This window comes from Duodenibacillus massiliensis, assembly GCF_900128485.1.
Taxonomy (GTDB): domain Bacteria; phylum Pseudomonadota; class Gammaproteobacteria; order Burkholderiales; family Burkholderiaceae_F; genus Duodenibacillus; species Duodenibacillus massiliensis.
Window position 1 is genome coordinate 59876 of the sequence record NZ_LT635859.1, and the last position, 23594, is coordinate 83469.

Sequence of the window (23594 nt, forward strand, 5' to 3'; positions counted from 1 at the left end):
TCAAGCAAAACCGGGGATTTCCTCATCGGAAACCACTTCGTACTGCTTGGCGCACCATCTTGGATACGGGATTAAGAATCTCACCTGGAGTGTTATTCCTTTCTCCCCTCTCCCTTCGGTGCTCTTCCGGCCGGCTCTGTTTCCCGCAGAACGCGACCGGAAGCACTGCTGTTCAAACCTTTCGGTTAGAACGTGTAGCGGACGTTCGCATTGAGCGAGTTGTTCATGCGGTCATCGCCGCCGGCCGTCAGACCATAGTTGATGCCGAAGGTCCAGGCACCGGACTGAGCTGTGACACCGAGCTTGGCCTGCACCGGGTTGGTGTCAACCACGCGGGTGGTGACATCCTGGCCGATGAAGGAAGCCACGGCATCCTTGTCGCCGAAGGTCGGGACAACAGAGACGTCAACCATCGGAGCGACCTTGAAACCGGCAGCTTCAAAGTTGCCGGAGAAGGTGACGCCCAACGGGAGCTGGTAGACCGTCATCTTGTCGTAGTCGGCACCGAACTTGCTCGCGTCCATATCGATCGTCGTCAGACGGATGCCGGCGTGCGGCACAACGTTGACCATACCGGCCGAAGCGAGGAACTCAGTACCCACACCGAACGTGAAGACGTCAGCGTCGAGGCTTTCGGAGTAAGCACCATAGGCACCGTTGGTCTTCAGGTCGTTGGAGGTCTGGGTGTAGCCCAAATCCGCCTGGACGTTGAAGTCACCGAACTGACGTGCGGCGTAGAGGCTCACACCGTAGAAGTCCGTGTCGTTGTCGACCTTGACGCCGTCGCCCACGGAGTTGCCGTCAGCGGTACCGACGTTGAGAGCCAGACCAATGACGCTGCCGCAGGGAGCGGTGTAGTCAAAGCCCAGCACTGCGCCGTAGATATCAGCTTCGTAGCCAGCGTTAGAACCGTAGAGGCGCTTCGCTTCATTCGTCGTACCGAAGACATCAACCCAGGGGGTGATGCCGACTTCAGCGCGCGAAACGTTGAGGTTAGCCAAAGAGGTACGGCGGTTCAGAGTTGCCGTCACCTGGTCGTTGATGTCCAGAGCCGTGGTGAAGGCGCCGCCCGCAACAGCCATGTTGGCAGCAGCGTTCAGAGAGGCGACTTCGTAGGCACCAGCTGCATTTTCAATCGCATCCATCTGAGCGTTGAGAGCTTCGAGCCGGGCCTTGAGCGTGGCGTCCCCCACCTGCGTCGTATCGAAACGGTCCTTCTGAGTGTTGAAGTAAGCGTCATCAATAACAATACCGGCTTCCGTTACCAAAGCCTTGCCGTTTTCAGCCAAAGCATCGATCTTGGCATCCTGCGCTGCCCTGAAAGCATCATGGGCAGCATTACCGTAGATCACGTCACGCACAAGCTGGTTGCCGGAATTGGTCATCGTACGGACATCCTGAGCAACGGCACCGGCGATGTAGACACCGGCATCCTTCAGGTTCTGGAGTTCCGTTTCGTCTGCAGCAACAACAAGGCTCTTAGAGGCCTCATCAAAGCTTGCAGTGTAGAAGCCCGCATCCGTTGCAACCTGACCGGCAACCGTTACGTTGTCACCGAGGAGCATAGAGAACGAACCGTCCGCATTCTTCGTGAAGGCCTTGTTCGTGAGGTTCGTCAGCACCACATCCCCGCTGAGCGTACCGTTATTGGCTGTCACACCGGTAAAGAGTCCTTCCGTCGGAGCATAGTTATGTGCGGCAATGGCCTGCGTGTCGATGACAACAGCCGTATTGACATCAGAAGTCAGCGTACCGTTATTGGCCGGGGCCGGGGCCTTAGCGCCGAGAGCAACAGCGCCGCTTGCCAGGCTGAGATGCTTGTCAACATAGAGGACAGCGGTGGAACCGGACACTTCAGCGCTTTCCAACGCCTTGAGAGCCTTGGCCTTTACAGCCGTATCCGTTGTTCCAAAGACAACAAAGTTAGGGGTAGTACCCTCCGTACCAACCTTGGTTTCAACAGCGAAGGCTGTTTCATACTTCGGCGTTTCCTCTGCAGAAGGTGCAGCAGCACGCAGAGCGAAGGTCCTCTCCCTGGTTTCAGCCTTCGGCGCCGTGCCGGCGACATAGAGATCACCGCCCGTGAGCGTCACGGTGCCGCCCGCCAGAGAAGCGGCAGCAAGCGAACCCGTGACAGTGATGGCACCGCTGTTGGTGATGTCCTTCGCTGTGACAGACGTATCAATACCGAGCTTTGCTGCTTCGCCGACAACAAGCTTATTGGCAACATTGATGGCCTTAGCGTCCGTCACACCGTCAATACCGGCCCCGAGCGTCACATTGCCGGAAACATTGACAGCCTTACCCGAGGCTACACCGGTGAAGGCATTGCCGGAAGCGTCACCGGCGAGAACCACGGCCCCCGAGCTCGGACCGGTAATCGTGACATCGGTCGTCACCTTGGTGGAATCAAAGGCAAGGGCACCGAGCATCGAATCCTTCGAGAAGGTTACTGCAGCATTATCAGACGTTGCGACCGTATTGAGGCTCTTCGTGCCGTCAACAGCTTTAAACGTCAGGTTCTTGCCGTCATTAGCAACGAGGGAAGAATTGGCAAAAAGCAGGGTCGTCTTAACCGAGTCAGTGATACCAAGAGCCGTCTTAATGGCATTGAGTTCGCCAATCTTCATCGCGGTGGTACGTGTTGTATCAACGATCGTGCCGCCGGCCTTACCCGCTGCCGTACCAAATTCAGTGGCAGTAGCCGTAAAGTTGCTGCCGGCTTCTTCAACCTTGGAAATCAGGCTGGCAACACCGACGTTGATTGTGCCGGAGTTGGTAACTGTTGCTCCGGCCTGCGCCGTCGCCGTACCGGTAACAGTCAGCGTGCCGCTATTGACAAGAACACCCTTGGTGAGATCCAGAGCGTTCACCGTCAGCGTGGCATCCGGACCGATCGTAGCAGTCGACTTCACGGTGCTCCCGCTTACAGTGATCGTGCCATGCCAAACAGAGAGCGTATCGAGTTTGTAGTCACCGTTGCCCAAGGTGAGCTGACCAACCGCATCATTGCTGCCGAGCTTGAGATTACCCTGATACACCTTACCCTGGTAGGTCACCTGACCGCCTTTCAACGTCAGAGTGGCGGCACTGGTGGTGTTGCCATAAATCACAATGCCGTCAAACTTTTCAGAGTTCAGCGCCGTAACGGCGAGTTCACCGCCTTCGTTAACCGTGGTGTGAGCCACCTGATAGTTCTTAACCTTGGTTTCCTGGCCGCCGGCATCCTTCGTCGTTGTGGAAATAGCCGTCGTGAGCTTGCCGCCCTTCTTGATCTCCACGGAGCCTGCAATCAGTTCACCGGCAGCGGTATTGGTAAATGCACCGTCACCGTCAACAACCACCTTCTGGGCGTAGAACTTACCGGAGTTTTCGACAACTGCCGCACCATTCAGAACATCGGTGTTGCCGATTGTGACCTCCTTGGTCGGGCCTGCAGCGTCGCCAAACGTACCGGCATTAACAAGCTTGCCGCTCTTCATGGTGAGCGTATCAGGGGCAAGCGTAGCCTTGGCAGCATTAGTCAGCGTGGAGTTTTTAACCGTCAGATTGGCAAGACCCAGCGTACCGGCGTTTGTAACAGCAGTGTCTTCAAGCGTGGCATCATCCATGGAGAACTCGCCGCTGGCGCCGACGTTAACCGTACTGTTTGTGAATGTAGCGGTCGAAGTCTTTTGTGCGTTGCCGGCAAAGAGGGTGGCAGTGTCCGCACCCTGAGCAATCGCACCGACGCTCAGAGAGCCGTTTACGTTGATCGCCGCATTGTCAACGACCAACTTGCGGGTATTGAGAACACCGAACTTATCCTTGGCCACAGAGAGCGTTGTGCCGTTTGTCAACGCCAATGTCACGGCATTGCCTTCTTCGGTGGAGGATGCTGCAAAAATCACAGAAGCCTTCGCTTTGGTAGAACCCGCGAGCGTCACTTGGGCTCCGTCGAAGACGAACTTCGCATCCTTATAACCTTCTTTGGCATGTGCGCCGACACCGAAGTTGGCAGAGTCCGTAATCGTAACCGTAGCCCCCTTCACGAGCGTGGTCTTCGAATCGGTCGGTTCATCAGCAGAGGCACCTTTCACAGCGTTATAGCCGACTAAACCGGCCTTATCCCACGTACCCGTGTTCTTGGAACCGTCAATAACCACAGAGCCACCGAGAACCTGCACGTCGTAGGCATCGTTGTAGCCTTCAAGCTTCACCGTACCTGCATTGATCGTCACGGATTCCTGCTTGGCACCTGTAACTGCGCTCCAGGTGCCGCCGGCAACCGTCGTGTCCGTATCGATCACGATCGTTTTTTCCGTCGACTGGGCGGCCATCGCACCGCCGGCAATCATCGCAGCAGCGGCTGCAGCGATCACCGTCTTTGTGCCCTTGGCCTGAATGGAAGAAGTCGCTTCATTAACGACCATCAGCGCAGAGCGCGCCTTGGAGAAGACGACCTTAAAAGACTTGTTCATTTAACAAAACTCCGAAAATTTTCGTTTTTCTGCACGGCGCTTTGTGTGCCCCGCGCACCCCCGCCTATCGAGGCGGTACACCCGCAGAATAGGAATTTCTTCGCTTGTCTACAGGGGGGGGGTATTCCCTTATATTTTTCGGTAGTTTTTAGCAAAATTTTTTATTTACTGTTGTTTTTCAGCAACAGATAGACCGTTTTTCACCCAGATCTTCGGAATAAATCTTTCATGACGGGTGGCCAGAACACGGTTTGTCAAATCCATCCGGATTCATGTACCGAACACCCGAAGCAATCCCTTAAATGCGCCGGTCACAACACCGGCTCGGCAACATCAGGCGCTCTCCTTTGCTACTTCCACACCAAGGCTCTCAGCTTCCGTCACGGTGCTGATGAATTCGGCACTCACTTCAACGTGGTACTGACTTCTGATGAACTCAGCGATTTCACGGGTAGACAATCCGCGTCCATATAAATCGATGATGGCGTCATCGAAGTCATTGAAATGCCGTGAGTGCTTGGGTACCAGGCGGGGAACATAAGTCCCCTTGCGATCCCGGGGAACCTGGATTTCTAAATCGCCTTTATTGCCGTGAAGCGTTTTCTTGCTGTACCTATTGCGTTTGTTTTCAACGCGCTCAGCCGACTATTCATCTTCGTTGAGATTTTCGTCTTCCTGTGTCAAATGGTGCTCCAGTTCCCCTTGCAGGGCGGCGTTGATGAAGCGTTGGGCTACGATCTTCATCGCTTCGTTAAAATGAGCCTGCGTTAAGGCCGTTAAGCCGCCGGCTTCCATCAGTTGCTCTACGGCATCGTTCAGAATGGCCTGCTGCTGGTCGGTAAATTTTGCGGTGTCGTTTATTTTGGGTGTACGGTGTGCCACGGTGATTCCTTTCGCGCCCTCTACGGGAGCGCTATTATCGCCTGGACACAAAAAACCTTACATCCTCTGGGATTTCCTTTGTTGGGCAGCGTGCCGCAGACTGCTTGCTCTCTGGCAATCCTGAGCCAGTACGAGATCGTTGATTTGCCGATCGAGTACCGCTCCACGGCTTCAGAGATACTGAGCTCCTTGCTCAGCAGGCGCGCTACGACGTTGTCTTTGAACTCCTGCGAATATCGCATGTTTTGCCACTCCATGAAAGGTTGAAGGGGTGGCGAAAGGTAGTATGACATCTAATGCCAGCATCGCTCTAAAACCGTAGCTGGTCACTGAGAAGGTATTGTCGTAAGCGTACGAGAGTATCTGTGCAACTGCCTGTTGAACAAGACGGTCAATGACCGTCGGAATTCCAAGATCTCTGTATTTACCTCTTTCAGGTTTCGGTATAGATACCCGTTTCACGGGAGAAGGGCGGTATTTACCCGTCAGAATCGCACTCCTAAGCTCGCCCGGATGCGCAAAGATATACGCTCGAATTTCTTCAGTCGTCATCCCGTCGACACCGGGAGCACCTCTGTTGCTCTCGACGCGTTTGAGCGCCGTGAGCAGGTTTTCAGTGCTCAGTATCGCTTCAAGTGTGATCCCCGTGAAAGCAGGCGGGGTATGTGCGGTGTTTTCCATGTCCATCACGGCCGTTGCGCCCTCCTGAGTTCCTCTTCCCATTCCGTGGGTACCAAAACTCAGACAGGTTTCTTATGTTTTCTGCGCCATGCGACTTTGTGTCTACGGCACCGTACTCCTATAAATTTGGTCCTTCGTCAGGTACTGCCCTGCTTACTATGACCGTTGCTGACTACTCAGGGCAAGCTTTACTCCGACAATGCTGTTGCATTGAAGTCCGTGAGTCCTCCTCGGGTAAGAACGCGTTCTTTCCCACCATGTACCTGCTGCATCTACACCTCGGATTCCGTGTAGCTTCGGGCTTCATCTTGTTCAGCAGACTTACCCATCTTCAAATGCCTTATGCAGTTTCTGTACGTCAGGTCAGTGGTTTGCCTCCAGCTTCCTTCAGATCCCGCCTCGCGGCGGACACCCTTGCTCTTGGCTATGTGCTTGGTGCTACCCCCTGCACTCGGGACTTTCACCCGTTAGAACGCGCTCATGCCGAGCGCACTGTCAGGAAACCCCGCGCTTTCAAGCGCTGGTTGTTTAGACAGAAGCATCAGCCATAAAAATAAGGGGGTGTTGATAAAGTCGTCAGTTGACGATGAGACAACACCCCTTGTTTTTTCTAGAAAGTCTCGACCGACGTATCGCTAAACGAGCGAAGTTTCGGGGTACGTCTGGCACATTTCTGAATTCCCGGAACCCCAGGCTTGTCGTGATAGGCATCTTGCTACACATAGGTTCGGGAGTTCTTGCACCCGCTGGAAGCTTTTTCGCCAAAAAAACTCGCCGCCGCACGAAAAATCAATGCGTTGCGGCGGGTTTCTCGGGGGCGACTTTATCAACACCCCCTTATTTTTTGCCCAGAACGTCTTGGGCGATGGGAATCTTACCTGAAAAGGCTTACTTCGCCTTCTCTTCCTCAGCTGCAGAAGCAGCAGGCACCGCCTCCTTTTCCCCCGGCACCACGGGATTGGGCTTATCCGCAAAGAAGAGATACGCCTGGTAAACGTAGCCGCTCAAAGCGTACAAGCAGAAGAGAATGAAGACGGCAAGCGACGGGCGGCTTGAAACAAGGATAAAGACGATGCTTCCGAGCACAATCACCCAGAAGGGGACACACTTTAAGCTTATGCCGCTTTTGCCCGAGTAAAAGGGCGCGTTACAGACCATCGTAAGCCCTGCGTAAAGCGTTAAAACAAACGCAATCCACGCGAGGTGTCCGGAGATAAATTCAGGGAGCTTATTTTCCACCGCAAGCCACACAAAGCCCGCGATCAAAGCCGCAGCTGCGGGGCTGGGCAACCCCTGGAAAAAGCGCTTGTCCACAACGCCCACATTGCAGTTAAAGCGCGCAAGGCGCACGCCCGCGCAGAGGCAAAAGACAAACGCCGCAGCCCAACCAAAACCACCTAATTCAAAGAGGCAGAACTTATACATCACCAGAGCCGGCGCCACACCAAAGGCCGTCATGTCGGCAATGGAGTCAAACTGCACGCCGAATTCGCTTTGCGTATGGGTTAACCGTGCCACACGCCCGTCCATGCCGTCAAAGATCATGGACAAAAGAATCATCAAAGCGGCGAAACTGAAGTTCTGATCCATCGCCTGCACGATGGAGAGAAACGCGCAGAAAAGAGAAGCTGCCGTAAAAAGGTTCGGTAGCACGAAAATACCGCGGGTACGCACAATATGCGCCTTACGGCGCCCGGCTTCAATCATGCGGGTGCGTGCCGGACGACGGCGGATGCGGGTAACGGTCATGGCTGACGGCTCCAGCAGGAAAACTGCTCAAAATGGAAGAAAAAGCCCGCACAAAAACTAGCGGGCTCTCATGTTAGGGCTTTTGCACCGCAATTTGCGTTGCAACACCCGTGACTTTCTGTCCGATTGTTACAGAGATGTCCCAATTTAAGGGAATGTAGACGTCAACGCGGGAACCAAACCGGATAAAGCCGTAACGCTCACCGCGGGAGATGGCTTCCCCAATCTGCTTGTAGCAGAGGATGCGGCGGGCAACGAGCCCCGCGATCTGTACAAAACACACGCGCGCCCCGGATTCGGTCGTCACCGTCACAGCGTTACGTTCATTGAGTTCACTGGCTTTATCAAGCGAGGCGTTTAAAAACTTCCCGGGCCAGTATTCGATCTTGTCGATTTTCCCGGACACAGGCGCCTTCTGGCTGTGCACGTTAAAAACATTCATGAAGATCGAAATCACGCGGGCTTTGTCCCCGGTGTACGGGCACACCGTCTCTTCGATCTTAATAACGCGCCCGTCCACGGGGCTCACAACAGCCTGGGGATCCGCCGGCGGTTCACGGCAGGGATCACGGAAAAACTGCAGCACAAAGGCAAAGAGCACCCAGAAAATGAGGGCCGCCCAGCCGCCCGCAAAAAGCTGCACAAGAAGCGCAACGATCAGCGTTCCGCCGATAAAGGGCCAGCCTTCACGGGCAAAGAAGGGATGCGGATAGAGTTTTTGGTTCACGGTAGAAAATACTCCGAAAGAATCCGGACAGAAGTTTTTTAAGCACCCCGTCTCAGAGACGCTTTTCAAGGTGATGACGGACAACGTCAAGGTCTTCAAGGAGCTTGGCGTCCGCCGGGTACGTCTTTTTCACGTACTCGATCGTGCGCACGAGTTTTTCCCAAGCGCGGCGGTTTGCTTCAAGTTCACTTTGAACCGCCATCGCGGAGCGTTGGGAATCTTCCGGTTTGATGTCCAGGAAATTGACATCGGTTTCGTCCTGGCGAAGCGTCGTCATTGCCGTAATCCTCAAGGTTCGTTGTGCTTTATGGGACCGCAGTCCCGCATTTTGATTAGTTTAGGTGAATTATAGAAGCGCGAAGGCCCGATCTTGGGCAGAGTCTCAGAATCAGTGCCGAGTCACGGGCTCCGGGGATTCTTCAGAAGCGTCGTCCTCATCATCGCCCTCATCGATAATCTTGTCGGCAAACCCGAGAAACGAGGGCACCACCGTATCGTCCGTCCCCACAGCTTCCTTGCCGTCAGTGTCTTCCACGTTTAAAACCGTGATGTCAAAGGCAAGCCCCCAGCCTGCGAGCGGGTGATTGGCGTCCAACACGGCCTTGCCGTCAGCAACATCCGTCACACGGTAATGCCGCCCGTCGTTTGCCTCCCCCGGAACATGGTCAAACACAAGACCCGGAACAATCGTTTCAGGGTCCCCGAGCTTTTCCACGTCGGTCACAAAAACCGCGTCGGGATCAAATTCGCCGAAGGCGTCTTCGGGTTCAAGGCGCACACTTGCCTTGTCGCCTTTTTTAAGGCCCTCAAGCGCCGCTTCAATCTTGGGGAAAATATCGGCGTGCCCGTGCAGGTACGCCACACCCTCTTCGGGCGTTTCTTCCAGAAGATTTCCCTGCAGGTCCGACATCCGCACGCGGATCGTGACAAGCGAATCCTTGTTAATCGTTAATTCAGGCATTTACTGTCCTTTGAGAATCCGTTCTTTCTGAGCTCTAAATTCGGCGTCCGTAATGAGGCCCTTGTCTTTGAGGGCCGCAAGTTCCGTGAGCGCCCGCACCGTCTGATCCGCGGGCGTCTCACCGGCGGGTGCGTTCCAGCCCGGCCCCCAGCGGTTTGCTCCGTCGCTACCCGCAAGGCAACCGAGAATCAGAATCCCGATCTGCCCCAGAACCGGCACGATGAGGAGCAGAATCACCCAGAGACCGCTTCGTCCGATATCGTGCAGCCGCCGCACGATAAGCGCAACACCGAAGCAAAAGACAACGAGCGTTGCGAGAACAATCAGTACCTGCGACAGATTCCAGGCGTTTTCGGTCATCTGCACCCAGTAGAGGCCGTCGCTCACGTTCTGCAGAAGCGTCGTCGCGACCGTAAGCAGTATCAACCCCGCCCAGTAGTGTGAGCGCTTTGTGCGGGCGTTAAGCCTGAAACTCAGAATATCTCCCATGTTCTTTTCCTTACCGCTGTCTCATAAAAAACCGGCATCCCGCACTTGTTGAGGACACCGGTTTTTATGCGAGCGGCAAAACCAAAAGGCTTAGCGCGTCTGCTCACCAATGAGGGTCACGATGTTGGGAGCGACTCCCGTGGTGTCGGCCCGGCCCTCGGCGCCCGTCACCGTCACGCGGGTCTTTTCACCCTCAGGCTGCAGACGGATCTGATAGGGAACGGGATCAACGGCAGAGCCCTTACCGAACATATTCGTAAAGAACCCCTGCTCCTGCTTCTGGGCCTTTTCATAGTCCGGATCGAGGTACTTCACCATAAAGAGCCCGCGGCTTCTGTCGCGGTCGGTGACATCAAACCCGGAGCGGTCAAGCGCAAGGCCCACACGGCGCCATGCGCGGTCAAAGGGCTCATTGATCAAAACAGCTTCGGCCTTACCGTCTGCGCCCTTCACGATTTCGCTCTGCGGGGTGTACTTGACAGCAGCCAGGGCATCAAGCTGCTTTTGCTCTTCGGGCTTAGCCTGCGGGTTAAATTCGCTTTCAAGCTTCTGCGCAAGGCGCGTGAGCATCTCGGCCTCAAGCTGCGGGTCCGAGGGGCCCGGCTGCCAAATCGTCGAATCTTCCTGCTTACCCTTTAACACTTCCACCATCTGACGGTGCGTGATGTAGATGTTGCAGGTGTTGTCGTCGTTCCGTTCCATGCGGGCGCGGTACTGATCACGCTCCCCCGTGTCGTAGACGAAGTCGAGAACCTTACCCAAGGTGCCGCGGATGATGTCGCGCGGCAGGTTTGCCTTGTTTTCCGCCCACTCCGTCTGAATCACGCCGCTTGCCGCGTCCTGATCCTTAATCTGAAGACCCATCGTGGCCCAGAAGTCCTGAAGCACCGGCCAGACTTTTTCCGCCGGGGCATTCACGTGCACCCAGCGCACCTGGCCGTCGCGCATGACTTTGGCAACCTGCGTCACAGGGAGCAGCGACCCCGGCTTATCACCGCTTTTTTCCGCGTTAAGTTCCACCTTGGCGGCTTCAGCGTTCGCGCTCACAATCTGCGGGCGCTGCGGCACCGTGTAGCGGTCGTTTTTCGGAATGGCCGTCAGATCCGGCGGGATTTCCAGCGGAGCACGCGACGTGCTCGATTCGTACTGCACCGAGTCGTCGGAAAAGTTGATGCCGAGCATAGAGCAGCCCGACAATGCGGCGGCACACGCCGTAAGCGTCGCTGCACGGATCGCTGTTTTGACCATGAGACGAAGATTCCTTAGGAAAATGCGGTAACGGGCGCGGCAACCAAGTATATACAGTTTCATATACGCATTGCCCCACCCTGAGTAATTCGGGAGTTTAGCAAAGCCCGGTCACAATATACGGGCCATTTGCAGTTCGAAAAGAATTTGAACGGGCCTGCTGATGCTCCAACTTTTCTCCGATCAAACTGCTGACACACATATACCTGAGTTTTAAAGCAGAAAATCGACAAAACCAGTAACCACAAGGTCTAACGGCTGGTTTTGATTATTTTCTTGTTGTACTTCTACCGCTGTCCCAGTTCACGGAGCATGGGTACGGCGGAGCGATTGGTGGGGAAGCGGGTGCCGAGGCAGGAGGCAAGTTCCGGCCTCGNTCCTCGAGCACACCCGAGGCGGCAGCGATAGGCCGCAGGCCTGCAGGATGTCAGCTTTGTGGTTGCGTGCTTTGCCGGCAACGTACTGAGCACCAAGTTCTTCTTCTGTCAGCAACTCATTTCCTTTTCGCAGTTTCGGGCCAAAGCCGCACCGGTAGAAGGTGATTTGGTTGTCATCGATGATTTGAGCCATCACGGTTGAGTCGTGCAGTTCACGGCACAGTGTGTCAATGCTGATTGGCGTTCCCTGCTTTTTCAGTTTGTCCTGCAGCAGCCTCAGCAGCAACAGGGCCAGTACACAAGCCGTAATATGGCCGTAAATATGGCTGGAAGTCCAGACGTACATCGGGTGCAAGCCGATGTTGGATTTCATGATCCGGAAGCACGTTTCAATCTGATTCAGGCAGTGGTACATCGAGGCGATTTCCTTGCCCGTTTTCAGTATCCGTTCTCCCTTGTCAACCGGCTGATTTACCTCGGCACCTGATGCTGCTCCCCTTGCTTTGTTCTCCTGCTCGTCAGCCATTTCCGTCCGCTCAATGCAGTACTCGTCATAAACAACAGCAGCAAACCCGCAGAGCGCTTTGCGCTCTGCCAAGGCGCTTTCGTCAATACCGGTGATCACCTGCTTTTTTTCCTTAGTGTCGGTGGTGGCGATACCTGCCCAAGCCGGCTTTCTTGTTTTAAGTTCCTGCCCGCTTCTTCTGCGGATCAAATCAGCCCAGATCTCAAGCATTTTTTCATCGCGGCGCTTACGTTTTTCGCTCCAGGTCAGAACCAGTGAGCATTTGACTGAGCCGCTCTTGCCGGTGCGCTCCCAGTCCTCAATAACGCGGTATTTGTTGCTTTCAGGATCTTTGTCGTTAATCGATTGATAGGCCGACAGATCAAGCATCTGCTTAAGTGTTTCGTCATTGAGATTACTCACTTTTTGGGCCACCAGGTAGCCCAGCTCAAGCCGCTGGAGCATCAACAGATTTTCAGCTGAATTGAGTCCTCTGTCGGCAACAACAATGGCATGACCGATGTTGTATTTATCCTTGAGTTTTCTGATGGCGGATTCCATGGTTCTGTACTCGGAGCTGTTGCCTTTGAAAACCTCAAAGTCCATCGGAAAACCATTCTTGTCAATGACCAGAGCAATGGATACCAGCGGCAGATCCGAGCGGTGTTCCTTTGAGGGACCGCGCATTCTCAAAAATTCAGGATTGTGATCATCAGCCACGGCATCGATGAAGTCCTGCGGCAGAGTGTCCGGCAGAACGGAGCCGTCATCGTCAAAACACGCTTCCGGAAGTTCTTTTTCTGCGCGGGCCTGCTCAGCAGCAGCCTGCAGTTTGTCCAGAAAATCCTGGTGGTAGTTTTCCATCTCGGCATCTGTCAGAGGTGCCTCAAAATACGCATTGGTGACGTCATAAAAAACAAGCGTGGCTCTGTCAGTACCGTAGTGCTTGTCCATCTGACGGTTGACCCAGTTGAAAATCTCATCCTTGTTCTCTTTCAGAAAATCAAGCGTCCTGTAGCAGGCCTGCAGAGAGATTCCCTGCAGCGGAGCGCCGAGATACTCATCCTGATCATGGAAACCGGCCAACACAGAGCTCGGTCTCATGGCTTTTCTGAAAATCATGAAAGAAGCGGCGGCATTGAAGCTGAACTGCACTTTCTGATTGAGCTTGCTTTGCAGGTAATCAAATTTGCGGGGTAAGCACAAGGTCTTATTCCAGATTTGCTTCAGTGCATAGTGACCATACCGAAGCAGAGGAAAGTCCTCTGCCGGACTCTCACTTTGCCCAAGGATCTGCGCCACCGCTTCGGCCGTCTGGGCCCGAAGGGCTGCAACGGCCTGCTTTTTGCTTGCACGTTCACTGCCGAACTGCTGTTTGAGATTTTCCAGATAGTCGGGATCGTTGGCTGTCAGTTCATCAAGGCGTCCCAGGGTTTTGACGGTGCGGTGCCGCACCCGGCCTTTCTCGTCCCGATACCCTTCCACGAGTTTCACATAGGAGAACTTGCCGTTGCCGCTTTTGGTGATTTTTACGAACATAGTCTTTCCCCAAAGAGACCTTGATTTTCTAAGGAAATTATACCATGACAGACAACGGAATACAACAAGAAAACAATTTAGAAAAAGGCGCAAAAATAAGAGCCCGTGCGGTTTTACGGGCTCTCAAAAAGTTAGTTTGCTTTAAAAGTCAGGTATTCTTCCCATGTCTTGCCACACATATTTGTGGCCAATTGACATCAGGACCAGCCACGACCATTTTTTTGGGAGAAACCAAATGAATCGAGTCTTCAAGACAAAGTGGAGCGCAGCTCATCAGCAGTACGTCGTGACCGACGAACATCATGCAACCAAGGGCAAGTCCTCGAAGAGCGCCGTCGCTCTCGCCGTTTCCGCCCTCATGCTTGCTGCCGGCAGCGCCTCCGCCGCATACATGGGAGCCGGCTTCCTCACCCAGGACTCCTCCGCTGAATCCGTTCAGGCTGCCGTTGCCTCCTGGCAGACTGCCGAATACAAGAAGGACTGGGGTCTTGAAGCCATGGGCGCCGCCAATGCGTACGCTCTGGGCTTCAACGGCAGGTCCGTAACTGTCGGCGTGATGGACTCCGGTGCTCTTCTTCAGAAGCACCCGGATCTTGCCGGCGACCGTTTCTCCGCCACTCACGTCAAGGGTGAATACTCCACCACTGGCAACCGCTATCCGCAGGGTGCCCTCGAACAGTTCGAAGGTAACTACAAGGCTGGCGACACGTATGACATCACGGGCGACTGGAAGCTCAATGTCAATGACTCCCACGGCACGCACGTTCTCGGCACCGTCGGCGCCAACCGCGACGGCAATCAATTCCACGGCGTGGCTTGGGGCGCCAACATCATCTCCGGTAACACCGGCGGCACCGACGACAGCAACTACGGTCCGTTCCTTGACCCGGGCTACTTCCTCAATGCCTGGACGACCCTCGCTGACGCCGTCAACGAAGGCAACAACGGCCGCGGCGGTGTGATCAACAACTCGTTCGGCACCAACACCCGCATTACCATTGAGAACAAGCCCACGTCCGACGCCGAAGCAGAAGCCTGGAATGCTGCGCTCGTTGCCAGCGAAGGCGAACGTCATCACACCTGAAAGAAGGATAAGAAGGGCAACTGGCTACTCTATGGTCCTGACAATGGTAACGTGACCGTTCACTTCCCGGTTGACACGGCTGCTCAGTCCGAATACGAATACTTCCTCTTCAACAACGTCTACGGCAAAGATGCCGATGGCAAGCTCAACAAGAACTTTGTTGACTCCGCTTGGGATGCCGTCAAGGGCAAGAAGGTTGTTCAGGTGATGACCACCGGCAACCGCGACATTGCCAACCCGTTCTTCCGTCCGAACTATCCGTACTTCAATCCGGAAGCAGAAAACCAGTGGATCGCCGTGGCTGGTCTGAAGCAGTCTGCCGACGGCAAGAAGCTTGAACTCATCAAGACCTTCAACGAAGCCGGTACAGGCAAGTGGTGGACTCTCACCGCTCCGGGCAACGCCATCTACTCTTCCGCCGTTGTGGAAGGCAGCTATGTTGAACCTGGTTCTGGTGTAGGTGCAGGCAAGCAGCTCGGCGACTACACCTACGCAGCTTGGAGCGGCACCTCGATGGCTGCTCCTCACGTGACCGGCGCCTTCGGCGTTCTGTTGTCCCGCTACGCCGAAATGGATGCGCTTCAGGTTCGCGAAGTCCTTCTCACGACGGCCAAGCACACGAACACTGACGGCTCCCTCATGGAAGGCTGGATCAACACCGACGGCTCGACGCCCAAGGAAGGTGAAGTTTCCGACCGCATGGGTTGGGGTGTTCCCGACCTGAACAAGGGCATGTATGGTCCCGGCCAGCTCCTGAGCAACTTCGAATACAACATGAAGGGCGGTTCGCTCGACGTGTGGTCCAACAACATCTCCGCCGTGGCTCTCGCTCAGCGCCAGAGAGAAGATACCGCTTGGAAGAATGCTGCCCAGAAGTGGCTCGACCACGGCACGCCTCTGAAGCTTGACGACACCTACACGGACGCTGAAAAGAAACTCATCGGCGACATCATCCTCACCTCGCCCGACACCCTCAAGGGCATCGGCGACAAAAAGACGATCTCCGAAGCCGACGCCATCCAGTGGCGTAAGGACTACTTCCAGAAGCGCATTGACGCCATCAACGCTCGTACGTACAAGGGTTCTCTCGTCAAGATGGGCGAAGGCACGCTCGTCATGACCGGTAACAACACCTATGAAGGCACGACCACCGTCAAGGGCGGCAAGCTCCTCGCCTTTGCCGAATCCATCGGTACGGACAACAAGGTGACGGTTGAAGGCGGGACGTTCGGCGTTCTTGAAAAGTACGACGACAAGTTCACGATGAAGGGCAAGCTTGAAAGCGCCAAGGCCGGTGCCAAGGAACTCGACATCGACATCAAGAACGGCGGCTCCCTCTATATTGATGCAGCTTCCACCGTTGCGGTCAAACAGGTCAACTTCACGGGCGCCAAGAAGGTTGTGGTCGGTCTGGCCGGTGCCAACGCCGATGACCTTCTCGCCATCTACAACGGTGACAACGCCCGCGCAGCTGTTGCCGGCAAGTTCACGGCCAACAACGCTACCACCGCCTTTGACGGTCTGACGGCCGACAACGTCGTTACCGACTCCCTCTTCTTCGAATTTGACTCCCACGCCCTCGCCGGCGGCACGCTCACTGTCAAGATGAAGAAGGCCGACACCACGTTCGAATCCTTCGCCAAGACGGAAAACCAGCGCCGCATCGCCACCGCGATCGCGGCTTCCGGCAATGACCTCACGGCCAACATTCTCGCCGCCACCAATGGCGACAGCGTTACCGCGGTCTACAGCGCTCTGGACGACGACTTCTATGCCACGGCTCGCAACGGTCTCGTGATGAACTCGACCGCCGTCAGCCAGGCTGTCATGGATCAGGCTCGCGGCATGGGTGAAGGCCGCTCCGTTGAAATCGACAACGGTCGTGCCCGTATCTGGGCTGCCGGCATCGGTCACTGGGGCGAAGCCGACGGCACCAAGTCCACGATGGACGTTGACTTCCGCACGGGCTTCCTCGGCGCTGAAGCGATTGTCGTCGACAACACCAAGGTCGGCGCCTTCTTCGGCTATGGCACGTCCAACTACAAGTCCGGTCTGAGCAAGATTGACGCCGATGACATGCACTTCGGTATCTATGGTCTTACCGACATCGCTGACGCCACGATTACGTACGGCGTTGCCTACACGGATGAAGACCGCGACACGAAGCGCGCTCTCAACGGTGCCGGCACGGCTCACAGCGAAAAGGCTTCCGTCCTCCAGGGCTTTGTTGAAGGTGCCTACAACTTCGACCTGAGCGTCGCCAAGGTTTCCCCGTACGTCGGCTTCACGTGGGCCCACGTAAAGGCTGACGGCGCTACGGACGTTGCCATGGGCCAGCAGTTCAAGACCGCAGACATCAAGGACGACATCCAGATCGCCACGCTCGGCGTTCGCACCTCCATGCCGTTCATGATGGGCACCATGCCGGTCGCCGTTAAGGCCGACCTCGGCTGGTCGCACTACTTCGGAGATACCGAAGCTGTTGCCAACGTCCAGATGGGCGCTGACGGCCAGTTCGCCAAGATCGAAGGCAACGAACTCCAGGATCAGTTCAATGTCGGTCTCGGCATCACGGGCCAGGTTGCCAAGCATGCCACGGTTGGCGTGTCCTACTCCGGTGCTTGGGGTAACGACATTAAGACCCACGGCATCTTCGCCAACGTTCGCTTCAACTTCTAAGAAGCATCCTTCTGATGCAAGCTTGACCGCTTGCGGATGACTCAAAACGGCCGGCAGTCCTTCGGGATTGTCGGCCGTTCCGGGTCGGCACGTCAAATGCCGTTCTTTTGTCCCTTTTGGAGGTGGGTCAATTTTTATGTCGTTTTGAGGGTCAATTCTTATGTCGCTTGACATCCCTGGCCCACCAGGATTACACCTCACCGATACAAACTACCGTCAATATTTATCCGAAGCGCATTGTCTTTATCACGCCCGGCGGCATTCCGCCGGAAATAACTCTTGATGATGCACTCACTGAGGGAGTTAGCTTCTGCCGGAACGAAAAGCTTGCAGACCTTTTTCTGCGCCTTCGGTGGATGGAAAAAGCCGGTTCCGGTTTTTCAGATATTTTCCGTGCCTACGCACCCTATGCCGTCAAACCCATACTGCAGCACATTGTCCGCATTTTCCGCGTTGAACTGCCTAGAACCGATACCCCCGTTGACAGTCGGGCCGGAGCAGTACTCTCCTTTGTCCGAGCAGACAAAAACGGCCGCACACGCGCCGATATCGAAAACTATTTAGGCGTCAGCCGTCCGACAGCCCGTAAAATCATCGAGGGCCTTCTTGCCTCCGGCGAGCTCATGCGCATCGGAAAAACACGAGCCGTACGCTACTGTCTGTCCTCCAATAATTCTTAAAAAGTACACTGCGGCCATCCATTTTGAACCATAGGAGAACGGGACTTTACAGAAACCCAAAACTTCAGCCGGCAAAAAGCCCTATGCAACCAACTGATTACAAAGGGCTTCTTCGGTTTCTGTAAACCTTTCTGCCAAAATCTGTAAAGGCCTCTGCTTTACAGATTGGCAGAAAAACGTCAGAGCTTCATGCCGGCTTCGCGCATCGCAGCTTCCACCACCTGTTGATTCGCTTCCGACAAGAGCGTGAGCGGCAGACGGATCGCCTTCCCGATTAAGCCCATACGGTAAAGGGCCCACTTCGGTGCCACGGGATTGGGTTCCACAAAAAGCTTCTGATGCAGGGGCATCAGGCGGTCATTTAACGCACGGGCCGTTTTGATGTCGCCCGAAAGGGCCGCCGCAGCCATCTGATGCATTTCTTTGGGCAAGAGGTTCGCGGTCACGGAAATGACACCGGCCCCGCCCACAAGCATCAGCGCGAGGGCCGAGTCGTCGTTACCGGAATACACCGCAAAATCGCGGCCCCCGGTGGCCGCAGGAAGCCTTCTGATCAGATCAATCGCGCGGGCAAGATCGCCGGTCGCGTCTTTAAGACCCACGATGGAGGGAAGTTTCGCGAGACGCAGCACCGTGTCGTTTTTAAGGTCCGCAACCGTGCGGCCCGGCACGTTATAGAGAATCACCGGAATGTCAACGGCTTCAGTAATCGCCTTAAAGTGCTGGTAAAGCCCTTCCTGCGGGGGCTTATTGTAGTAAGGCACCACCTGCAGGGAGGCGTCCGCGCCCACTTTCTTTGCAAAGCGCGTGAGTTCAATGGCTTCCGTGGTGGAGTTGCCCCCGGTGCCCGCAATCACGGGCACGCGCCCGGCGGCGCTCTTAACCGCACACTCCACAACCGCGTTATGTTCGTCAATGGAAAGCGTGGGCGATTCGCCCGTCGTTCCCATCGAAACGATGCCGTCGGTGCCGGCTTCGATCTGCCAGTTAATGAGCTTTTTATAAGCGTCAAAATCAACCGATTCGTCATCCTTCATGGGCGTGACGATCGCCGTCAGTGATCCGCGCGCAATCATGATTGTTTTCTCCCTGTGTATCGGCGCTTTTGAAAATTCGTATTTTATGCGGCAGGCGTCGCTTTTTTGCCGAGAAGCGCAACGAGTTCGGCAATAACCGGACGCAACTCCCGACGGTCCACGATCATGTCGACGGCGCCTTTTTCGAGAAGCATCTCCGCCCTCTGAAAGCCCTCCGGCAATTTTTCCCGCACCGTCTGCTCGATGACGCGGGGCCCGGCAAAGCCGATTAAGGCATGGGGTTCGGCAATCACAACGTCACCCATAAAGGCAAAGGACGCGGAGACGCCCCCCATCGTGGGATCGGTTAAAACCGACACGTAAGGAATGCGCGCTTCACCCAAAAGCCCCACGGCCGCGTTGGTCTTAGCCATCTGCATAAGCGAGAGCAACCCTTCCTGCATGCGGGCGCCCCCGGAACTAGCAAAGGTCACAAAGGGGATGCGCTCACGTAAGGCGCGCTCAACGCCCAGCACAAAGCGCTCACCCACGACGCTTCCCATCGAGCCACCCATAAAGTCAAACTCAAAGGCGGCGGCTACGATCGGTTCTTTTCTCAGTTCCCCGCGCATCACAACGAGCGCATCCGTCTCATCAGTCTTGGCCTGGGCTACTGCCACACGCGCCGGATAGGGCTTGCTGTCCACGAAGTTCAGGGGGTTGGTGGGTCTTACCTCCGCGCCGATTTCTTCGTGCGTTCCCTTCCAGTCAAGAAAGGCCTTGAGACGTTCACGTGCGGAAAGGCGCATGTGGTAGCCGCACTTGGGGCACACCCTGATGCTGTCCTTTAATTCGCTTTGATAGAGCACCTGCTCGCAGTTGGGGCACTTCACCCAAAGGCCCGCGGGAATCGGGCTCTTGCGCTTTTCGGTCCCTTCATTGGACTTGGCGGAGATTTTCGGAAGGATACGTGTGAGCCAACTCATAAACTGTCTTGTGTTTTTTACGTGTTCGGGCGGGAGCCAGTGTCCGTCAGAGACACGGACGCATTCAGTACGTCTCCCGCAGATAAGTTCAGTCATTTTAAGCCGCAAAGCGCGTTAACGCCTGAGATTTTGTCGGTATCAGTCGCAAAAAGTGCCCAACATCAGCCGATTGGATGACACGGAAAGCGATTTTGCCCATAGATTTTTAACTTCAGGCCGCGAAAATCCGGGGCGCCGCGACCTAAAATAAGCGCAACTTTTATTTGAATGCGCCTCCTTACACCATTTCCCTTTTTCCCCTGCGGTCTGACGCGCATTCCGCACACAAAAACTTATGTCCGACCTTGCCGCTCAGATTACTTCTTTGATGGCCTTAGGGCCTTTTGCAGCCGTTGCCGCCGCAACGGGCTTTACCTTTTCCATGACCGCGCTCGGCGCGTCGTTCGTGTACTTTATCCGCGACACGCACAATCAGTTCATGCAGAGTCTCACATTGGGCTTTGCCGCAGGCGTGATGATTGCCGCGAGTATCTGGTCACTGTTAATTCCCGCGATTGACGCGGCGGAAGCCAGAGGCGACATCGGCTGGATTCCGGCAGCCGGGGGCTTTGTGCTCGGGGTGGCGTTTCTGGCGCTTTTAGATAAGCTCCTGCCGCACCAGCACGCTGACAGCAATACGCCGGAAGGCCCCGTGTGTGACCTCGACAAAACAACACTGCTCGTCTTTGCCGTGACGCTGCACAATATTCCGGAAGGCATGAGCGTGGGGCTTACCTTTGCCGCTGCAGCGTTAACGGGCGACCCCCTCGCCTACTCCGCGGCTGCGGCGCTTGCCATCGGTATCGGGATTCAGAATATCCCGGAAGGCACAGCTGTGGCCCTCCCCTTAAAGGGCTGCGGGTTTTCCGCCAACAAATCGTTTGTCGTGGGGGCACTTTCGGGCATCGTGGAACCCATTTTCGGGATTCTCACGGTCGCGATCGTTCCCTTTGTGAGTCCCTATCTTCCCTGGCTTTTGGCGTTTGCCGCGGGCGCGATGCTTTACGTCGTCGTGGAAGAACTCATCCCGGCCGCGCACCTTAACTCCCATTCGGACACCGGGACCCTTGCGGTGATGACGGGCTTCTTACTCATGATGATTCTTGATACGTCGCTCGGCTAAAGTCCGGTTAACAATTGGCAAAACAACCGCCGGCGGTGCCCTGCTCGGGCCTGCCGGCGATTTTTTAAAATATCGGATTGTTTTTCAATCTTTTGCACGAAGCCCGTCATGCAGTTTCTCATTGTTGACGACCACACCCTGATTGTTTCCGCTTTAAAGGCACTTCTTACCGCCAAATTTCCGGACGCCGTGATTCACACGGGGTCTACGGCTGATGAAGCCCGGGAACTTGCGCGCACCTACGGCGCCGACACCGACCTCATGATTCTGGACCTCAACCTCCCCGGAGCTCAGTCGACCACCGGGTTACTTGAGGAACTCGTTGCCGCGGAAAACGCAATGAAGATTCTGGTGCTCTCGGGAATCGTTGATCAGCAAAATATCCTTAAGGTCCTGCAGCTCGGGGCCGCGGGCTTTGTACCGAAGTCACTGGACGCCGCGATGCTCACGGCCGCCATTGACTTTGTACTGAAAGGCGGAGTCTTTATTCCGACGAAACTTTTGTCTGACAGCCAGAAGGCCGGGCTTTTAACGCAGGGAAACACCGATACCGCCGAAGCTCCGAAAGAGACCGTGCATCTCACCGCACGCCAAAAGGACGTGCTTGCGACGCTTGCGCGCGGGCTGCCAATCAAACGCATCTGCCGGGAACTGAACCTTTCCGAAGGGACTGTGAAGACGCACGTTGCTGCGATCTACCGCGCCTTTGGCGCCACCAACCGTACCGAGGCATTGATTGCTGCGCGGCGCGCGGGATTTCAGATTGACCTCTGATACGTTTTATCGGTAAAGACACTGAGGGCCGAAAAGTTCGGCCCTTTTTAGCAACAAACGTTGCGCTTTGGCAACGGAAAAGCCAAAGTTCGAATTAAGGAAAGACAAAAAAGAAGCACTGAGCCGACTCAGGGGTGCACACCCCTGAAGCGCGTTTTCCGGCATCTACTCTTCTCCGCGCAACTGCCCCTTCCTTTCAAGCGAATGCGCCGCATAGCCGTAAAGCCAAACACCCAAAAACGTCGCAAGCCCGCCCCACATCATCGCCTGCTCGCCGCAGGCGTATAGCGCGTAGAGGGAATAAACGGACGCAAAGGTCGCAACCATGGTCGTGCGTTTGGCGGTTTTGGTGTCCACAGCGCGTTCGTTTGTTGAGGCGCGGTGCATGATGACGTTCACGGCCGCAAAGGCAAGAAGGTACGGCACGAGGTTTGTGACGACCGCGAGGTCTTTGAGAATATAAAACTGCTGCTCAAGCCGGGGGTCAATCGAAAGCAGTGCCGCCGCGGACTGCAGTATCAGAATGATGAAAATCCCCTTCATCGGGACGTTAAGGCGCGTGACCTGTCCGAAAATCTTCGGAAAATACCCTTCATGCGCGGAGACGCGAAAGACCTCCGAAATCGTAAACTGCCAGCTCACAAGGCACCCGATGCACCCGAGGCACATCAGAGCCATCACGACTTTTCCAACCTCAGGCGAAAAAAGCGTGGCAAACACAAGCCCAAACGGGGCCGTTGAGCGCGAGAGAACGGAATTGTCGACAATCCCGAAACTGATGTTGTTCGCGAGCACATAAACAATGCCGGCACCAAGGGTTGCAAGAACCATAGCCCGCGGCACGCTTTTTTCGGGGTTTTCCACGGCTTCGCTGTTTGCGCACGCGGTCTCCAACCCCAAAAAGCCCCAAAGCGTCATGGAGATCCCTGCGGAGATCCCGTCAAAAAGACTCATGTTCTGGGGATTCCATCCGGCGACGTACCGATCCACCGAAAACCCGCTCCAGCCCATGACGATCAAAATGAGAATCGGAATGAGGATCCCGTAGCTTGAAAGATGTGCGAGCGACCCGATAAAGCGCGCTCCTCCGATGTTTGGAAGACTGCACATCCAGATCACAAAGATGCTCGCAAGGCCCACTTCCAAAGGAGTGAGTTGCACATCAAACAAAACCACCGCATACCCCACGATGCTGATCGCGATCGTGAGGTTTGCGATCACCAGAGACAGCCCGTAGCTGAAATTGGCAATGAAGCTACCCGACTTACCGAAGGCGTAGGCGGCGTAACCGCCAAGGCCCCCGGTCTTGCGGCTGAACATCCCACACTTGGCAAAAACATAGGCAATCGTTGTGGCGCCCGTGATAGTGACGACCCAGGAGAGAATCGATAAGGTTCCGACTTCCGCAAGTTTCGTGGGCATCAGGATGATGGAGGAGCCGAGCATATTGAGCATCACGGCCATCGTAAGTTGCAGGCAGCTCATCTTGGGCTTGGTCACAGCGCGCGTTGTCATTGTCTTGCCAGTATCTTTCGCAAAGTGAGTTCAAAAGGAAATGCGGCAGAGAAAGCGCCCTGCCGGTTTGATGCGGAGCC

The 23594-nt window shown here is 55.4% G+C and carries 18 protein-coding genes and 1 pseudogene; 6 read left to right on the forward strand and 13 right to left on the reverse strand.

What is annotated here, in order from left to right; genetic code table 11:
* Nucleotides 1-185: 185 nt before the first annotated feature.
* The 10 genes and pseudogenes from BQ7486_RS03275 to BQ7486_RS12190 all read right to left on the reverse strand — a co-directional run bounded on the left by BQ7486_RS03275 (nt 186) and on the right by BQ7486_RS12190 (nt 13618).
* Nucleotides 186-4460, reverse strand: coding sequence for an autotransporter domain-containing protein (locus BQ7486_RS03275; protein ID WP_074008965.1), 4275 nt, complete (start codon nt 4458-4460; stop codon nt 186-188).
* A gap of 375 nt (nt 4461-4835) precedes the next feature.
* Nucleotides 4836-5321, reverse strand: a pseudogene (locus tag BQ7486_RS12465) (transposase); the annotation flags it as partial.
* Between the two features lie 192 nt (nt 5322-5513).
* Nucleotides 5514-6032 carry a reverse transcriptase family protein gene (locus BQ7486_RS03290; protein ID WP_143183024.1) on the reverse strand — a complete coding sequence of 173 codons (519 nt, stop codon included), beginning with the start codon at nt 6030-6032 and terminating at the stop codon, nt 5514-5516.
* A gap of 879 nt (nt 6033-6911) precedes the next feature.
* Nucleotides 6912-7772 (reverse strand): CDP-diacylglycerol--serine O-phosphatidyltransferase, encoded by an 861-nt coding sequence (gene pssA, locus BQ7486_RS03295; protein ID WP_074008968.1) that lies wholly within the window; start codon nt 7770-7772, stop codon nt 6912-6914.
* A 73-nt stretch (nt 7773-7845) separates the two neighbouring features.
* Complete coding sequence (locus tag BQ7486_RS03300; RefSeq protein ID WP_022373132.1) at nt 7846-8499, reverse strand: phosphatidylserine decarboxylase; 654 nt, start codon at nt 8497-8499, stop codon at nt 7846-7848.
* 52 nt (nt 8500-8551) lie between these two features.
* Nucleotides 8552-8776 carry a hypothetical protein gene (locus tag BQ7486_RS03305; RefSeq protein WP_022373133.1) on the reverse strand — a complete coding sequence of 75 codons (225 nt, stop codon included), beginning with the start codon at nt 8774-8776 and terminating at the stop codon, nt 8552-8554.
* A gap of 111 nt (nt 8777-8887) precedes the next feature.
* Nucleotides 8888-9460, reverse strand: a complete 573-nt coding sequence (locus BQ7486_RS03310) for an FKBP-type peptidyl-prolyl cis-trans isomerase (protein ID WP_074008969.1) — start codon at nt 9458-9460, stop codon at nt 8888-8890.
* Nucleotides 9461-9949, reverse strand: a complete 489-nt coding sequence (locus tag BQ7486_RS03315; RefSeq protein WP_074008970.1) for a DUF805 domain-containing protein — start codon at nt 9947-9949, stop codon at nt 9461-9463.
* A gap of 90 nt (nt 9950-10039) precedes the next feature.
* Nucleotides 10040-11197, reverse strand: a complete 1158-nt coding sequence (gene bamC / locus BQ7486_RS03320) for an outer membrane protein assembly factor BamC (protein ID WP_022373136.1) — start codon at nt 11195-11197, stop codon at nt 10040-10042.
* Between the two features lie 303 nt (nt 11198-11500).
* Nucleotides 11501-13618, reverse strand: a complete 2118-nt coding sequence (locus tag BQ7486_RS12190; protein ID WP_074008971.1) for an IS1634 family transposase — start codon at nt 13616-13618, stop codon at nt 11501-11503.
* Nucleotides 13619-13662: 44 nt separating this feature from the next.
* Here BQ7486_RS12190 and BQ7486_RS11595 point away from each other — a divergent pair, with 44 nt between their 5' ends.
* From BQ7486_RS11595 to BQ7486_RS03340, 4 genes are all read left to right on the forward strand, one after another.
* Nucleotides 13663-13857, forward strand: a complete 195-nt coding sequence (locus BQ7486_RS11595; RefSeq protein ID WP_143183026.1) for a hypothetical protein — start codon at nt 13663-13665, stop codon at nt 13855-13857.
* Complete coding sequence (locus BQ7486_RS03330; RefSeq protein ID WP_074008972.1) at nt 13854-14702, forward strand: ESPR-type extended signal peptide-containing protein; 849 nt, start codon at nt 13854-13856, stop codon at nt 14700-14702. Before BQ7486_RS11595 ends, BQ7486_RS03330 begins: the two co-directional genes overlap by 4 nt.
* Nucleotides 14703-14753: 51 nt before the next feature.
* Complete coding sequence (locus BQ7486_RS03335) at nt 14754-17381, forward strand: autotransporter domain-containing protein (protein ID WP_074008973.1); 2628 nt, start codon at nt 14754-14756, stop codon at nt 17379-17381.
* Nucleotides 17382-17503: 122 nt separating this feature from the next.
* Nucleotides 17504-18061 (forward strand): ATP-binding protein, encoded by a 558-nt coding sequence (locus BQ7486_RS03340; protein WP_204206985.1) that lies wholly within the window; start codon nt 17504-17506, stop codon nt 18059-18061.
* 179 nt (nt 18062-18240) lie between these two features.
* Here the strand turns inward: BQ7486_RS03340 and dapA are convergent, their stop codons facing one another.
* Together dapA and accD are read right to left on the reverse strand one after the other, a co-directional pair.
* A complete protein-coding gene (gene dapA, locus BQ7486_RS03345) occupies nt 18241-19137 on the reverse strand; it encodes a 4-hydroxy-tetrahydrodipicolinate synthase (RefSeq protein ID WP_204206986.1) in 897 nt (298 codons plus the stop codon).
* Nucleotides 19138-19181: 44 nt separating this feature from the next.
* Nucleotides 19182-20063: an acetyl-CoA carboxylase, carboxyltransferase subunit beta gene (accD, locus tag BQ7486_RS03350; RefSeq protein WP_074009224.1), complete on the reverse strand. Its 882-nt coding sequence runs from the start codon at nt 20061-20063 to the stop codon at nt 19182-19184.
* A gap of 334 nt (nt 20064-20397) precedes the next feature.
* Here accD and BQ7486_RS03355 point away from each other — a divergent pair, with 334 nt between their 5' ends.
* Complete coding sequence (locus tag BQ7486_RS03355) at nt 20398-21225, forward strand: ZIP family metal transporter (protein WP_235836720.1); 828 nt, start codon at nt 20398-20400, stop codon at nt 21223-21225.
* 108 nt (nt 21226-21333) lie between these two features.
* Nucleotides 21334-21999: a response regulator transcription factor gene (locus BQ7486_RS03360; protein ID WP_022373141.1), complete on the forward strand. Its 666-nt coding sequence runs from the start codon at nt 21334-21336 to the stop codon at nt 21997-21999.
* Nucleotides 22000-22164: 165 nt separating this feature from the next.
* On the opposite strand, the gene potE is transcribed toward BQ7486_RS03360, so the two are convergent.
* Nucleotides 22165-23514: a putrescine-ornithine antiporter gene (gene potE / locus BQ7486_RS03365; RefSeq protein ID WP_084765631.1), complete on the reverse strand. Its 1350-nt coding sequence runs from the start codon at nt 23512-23514 to the stop codon at nt 22165-22167.
* Between the last annotated feature and the right edge of the window lie 80 nt (nt 23515-23594).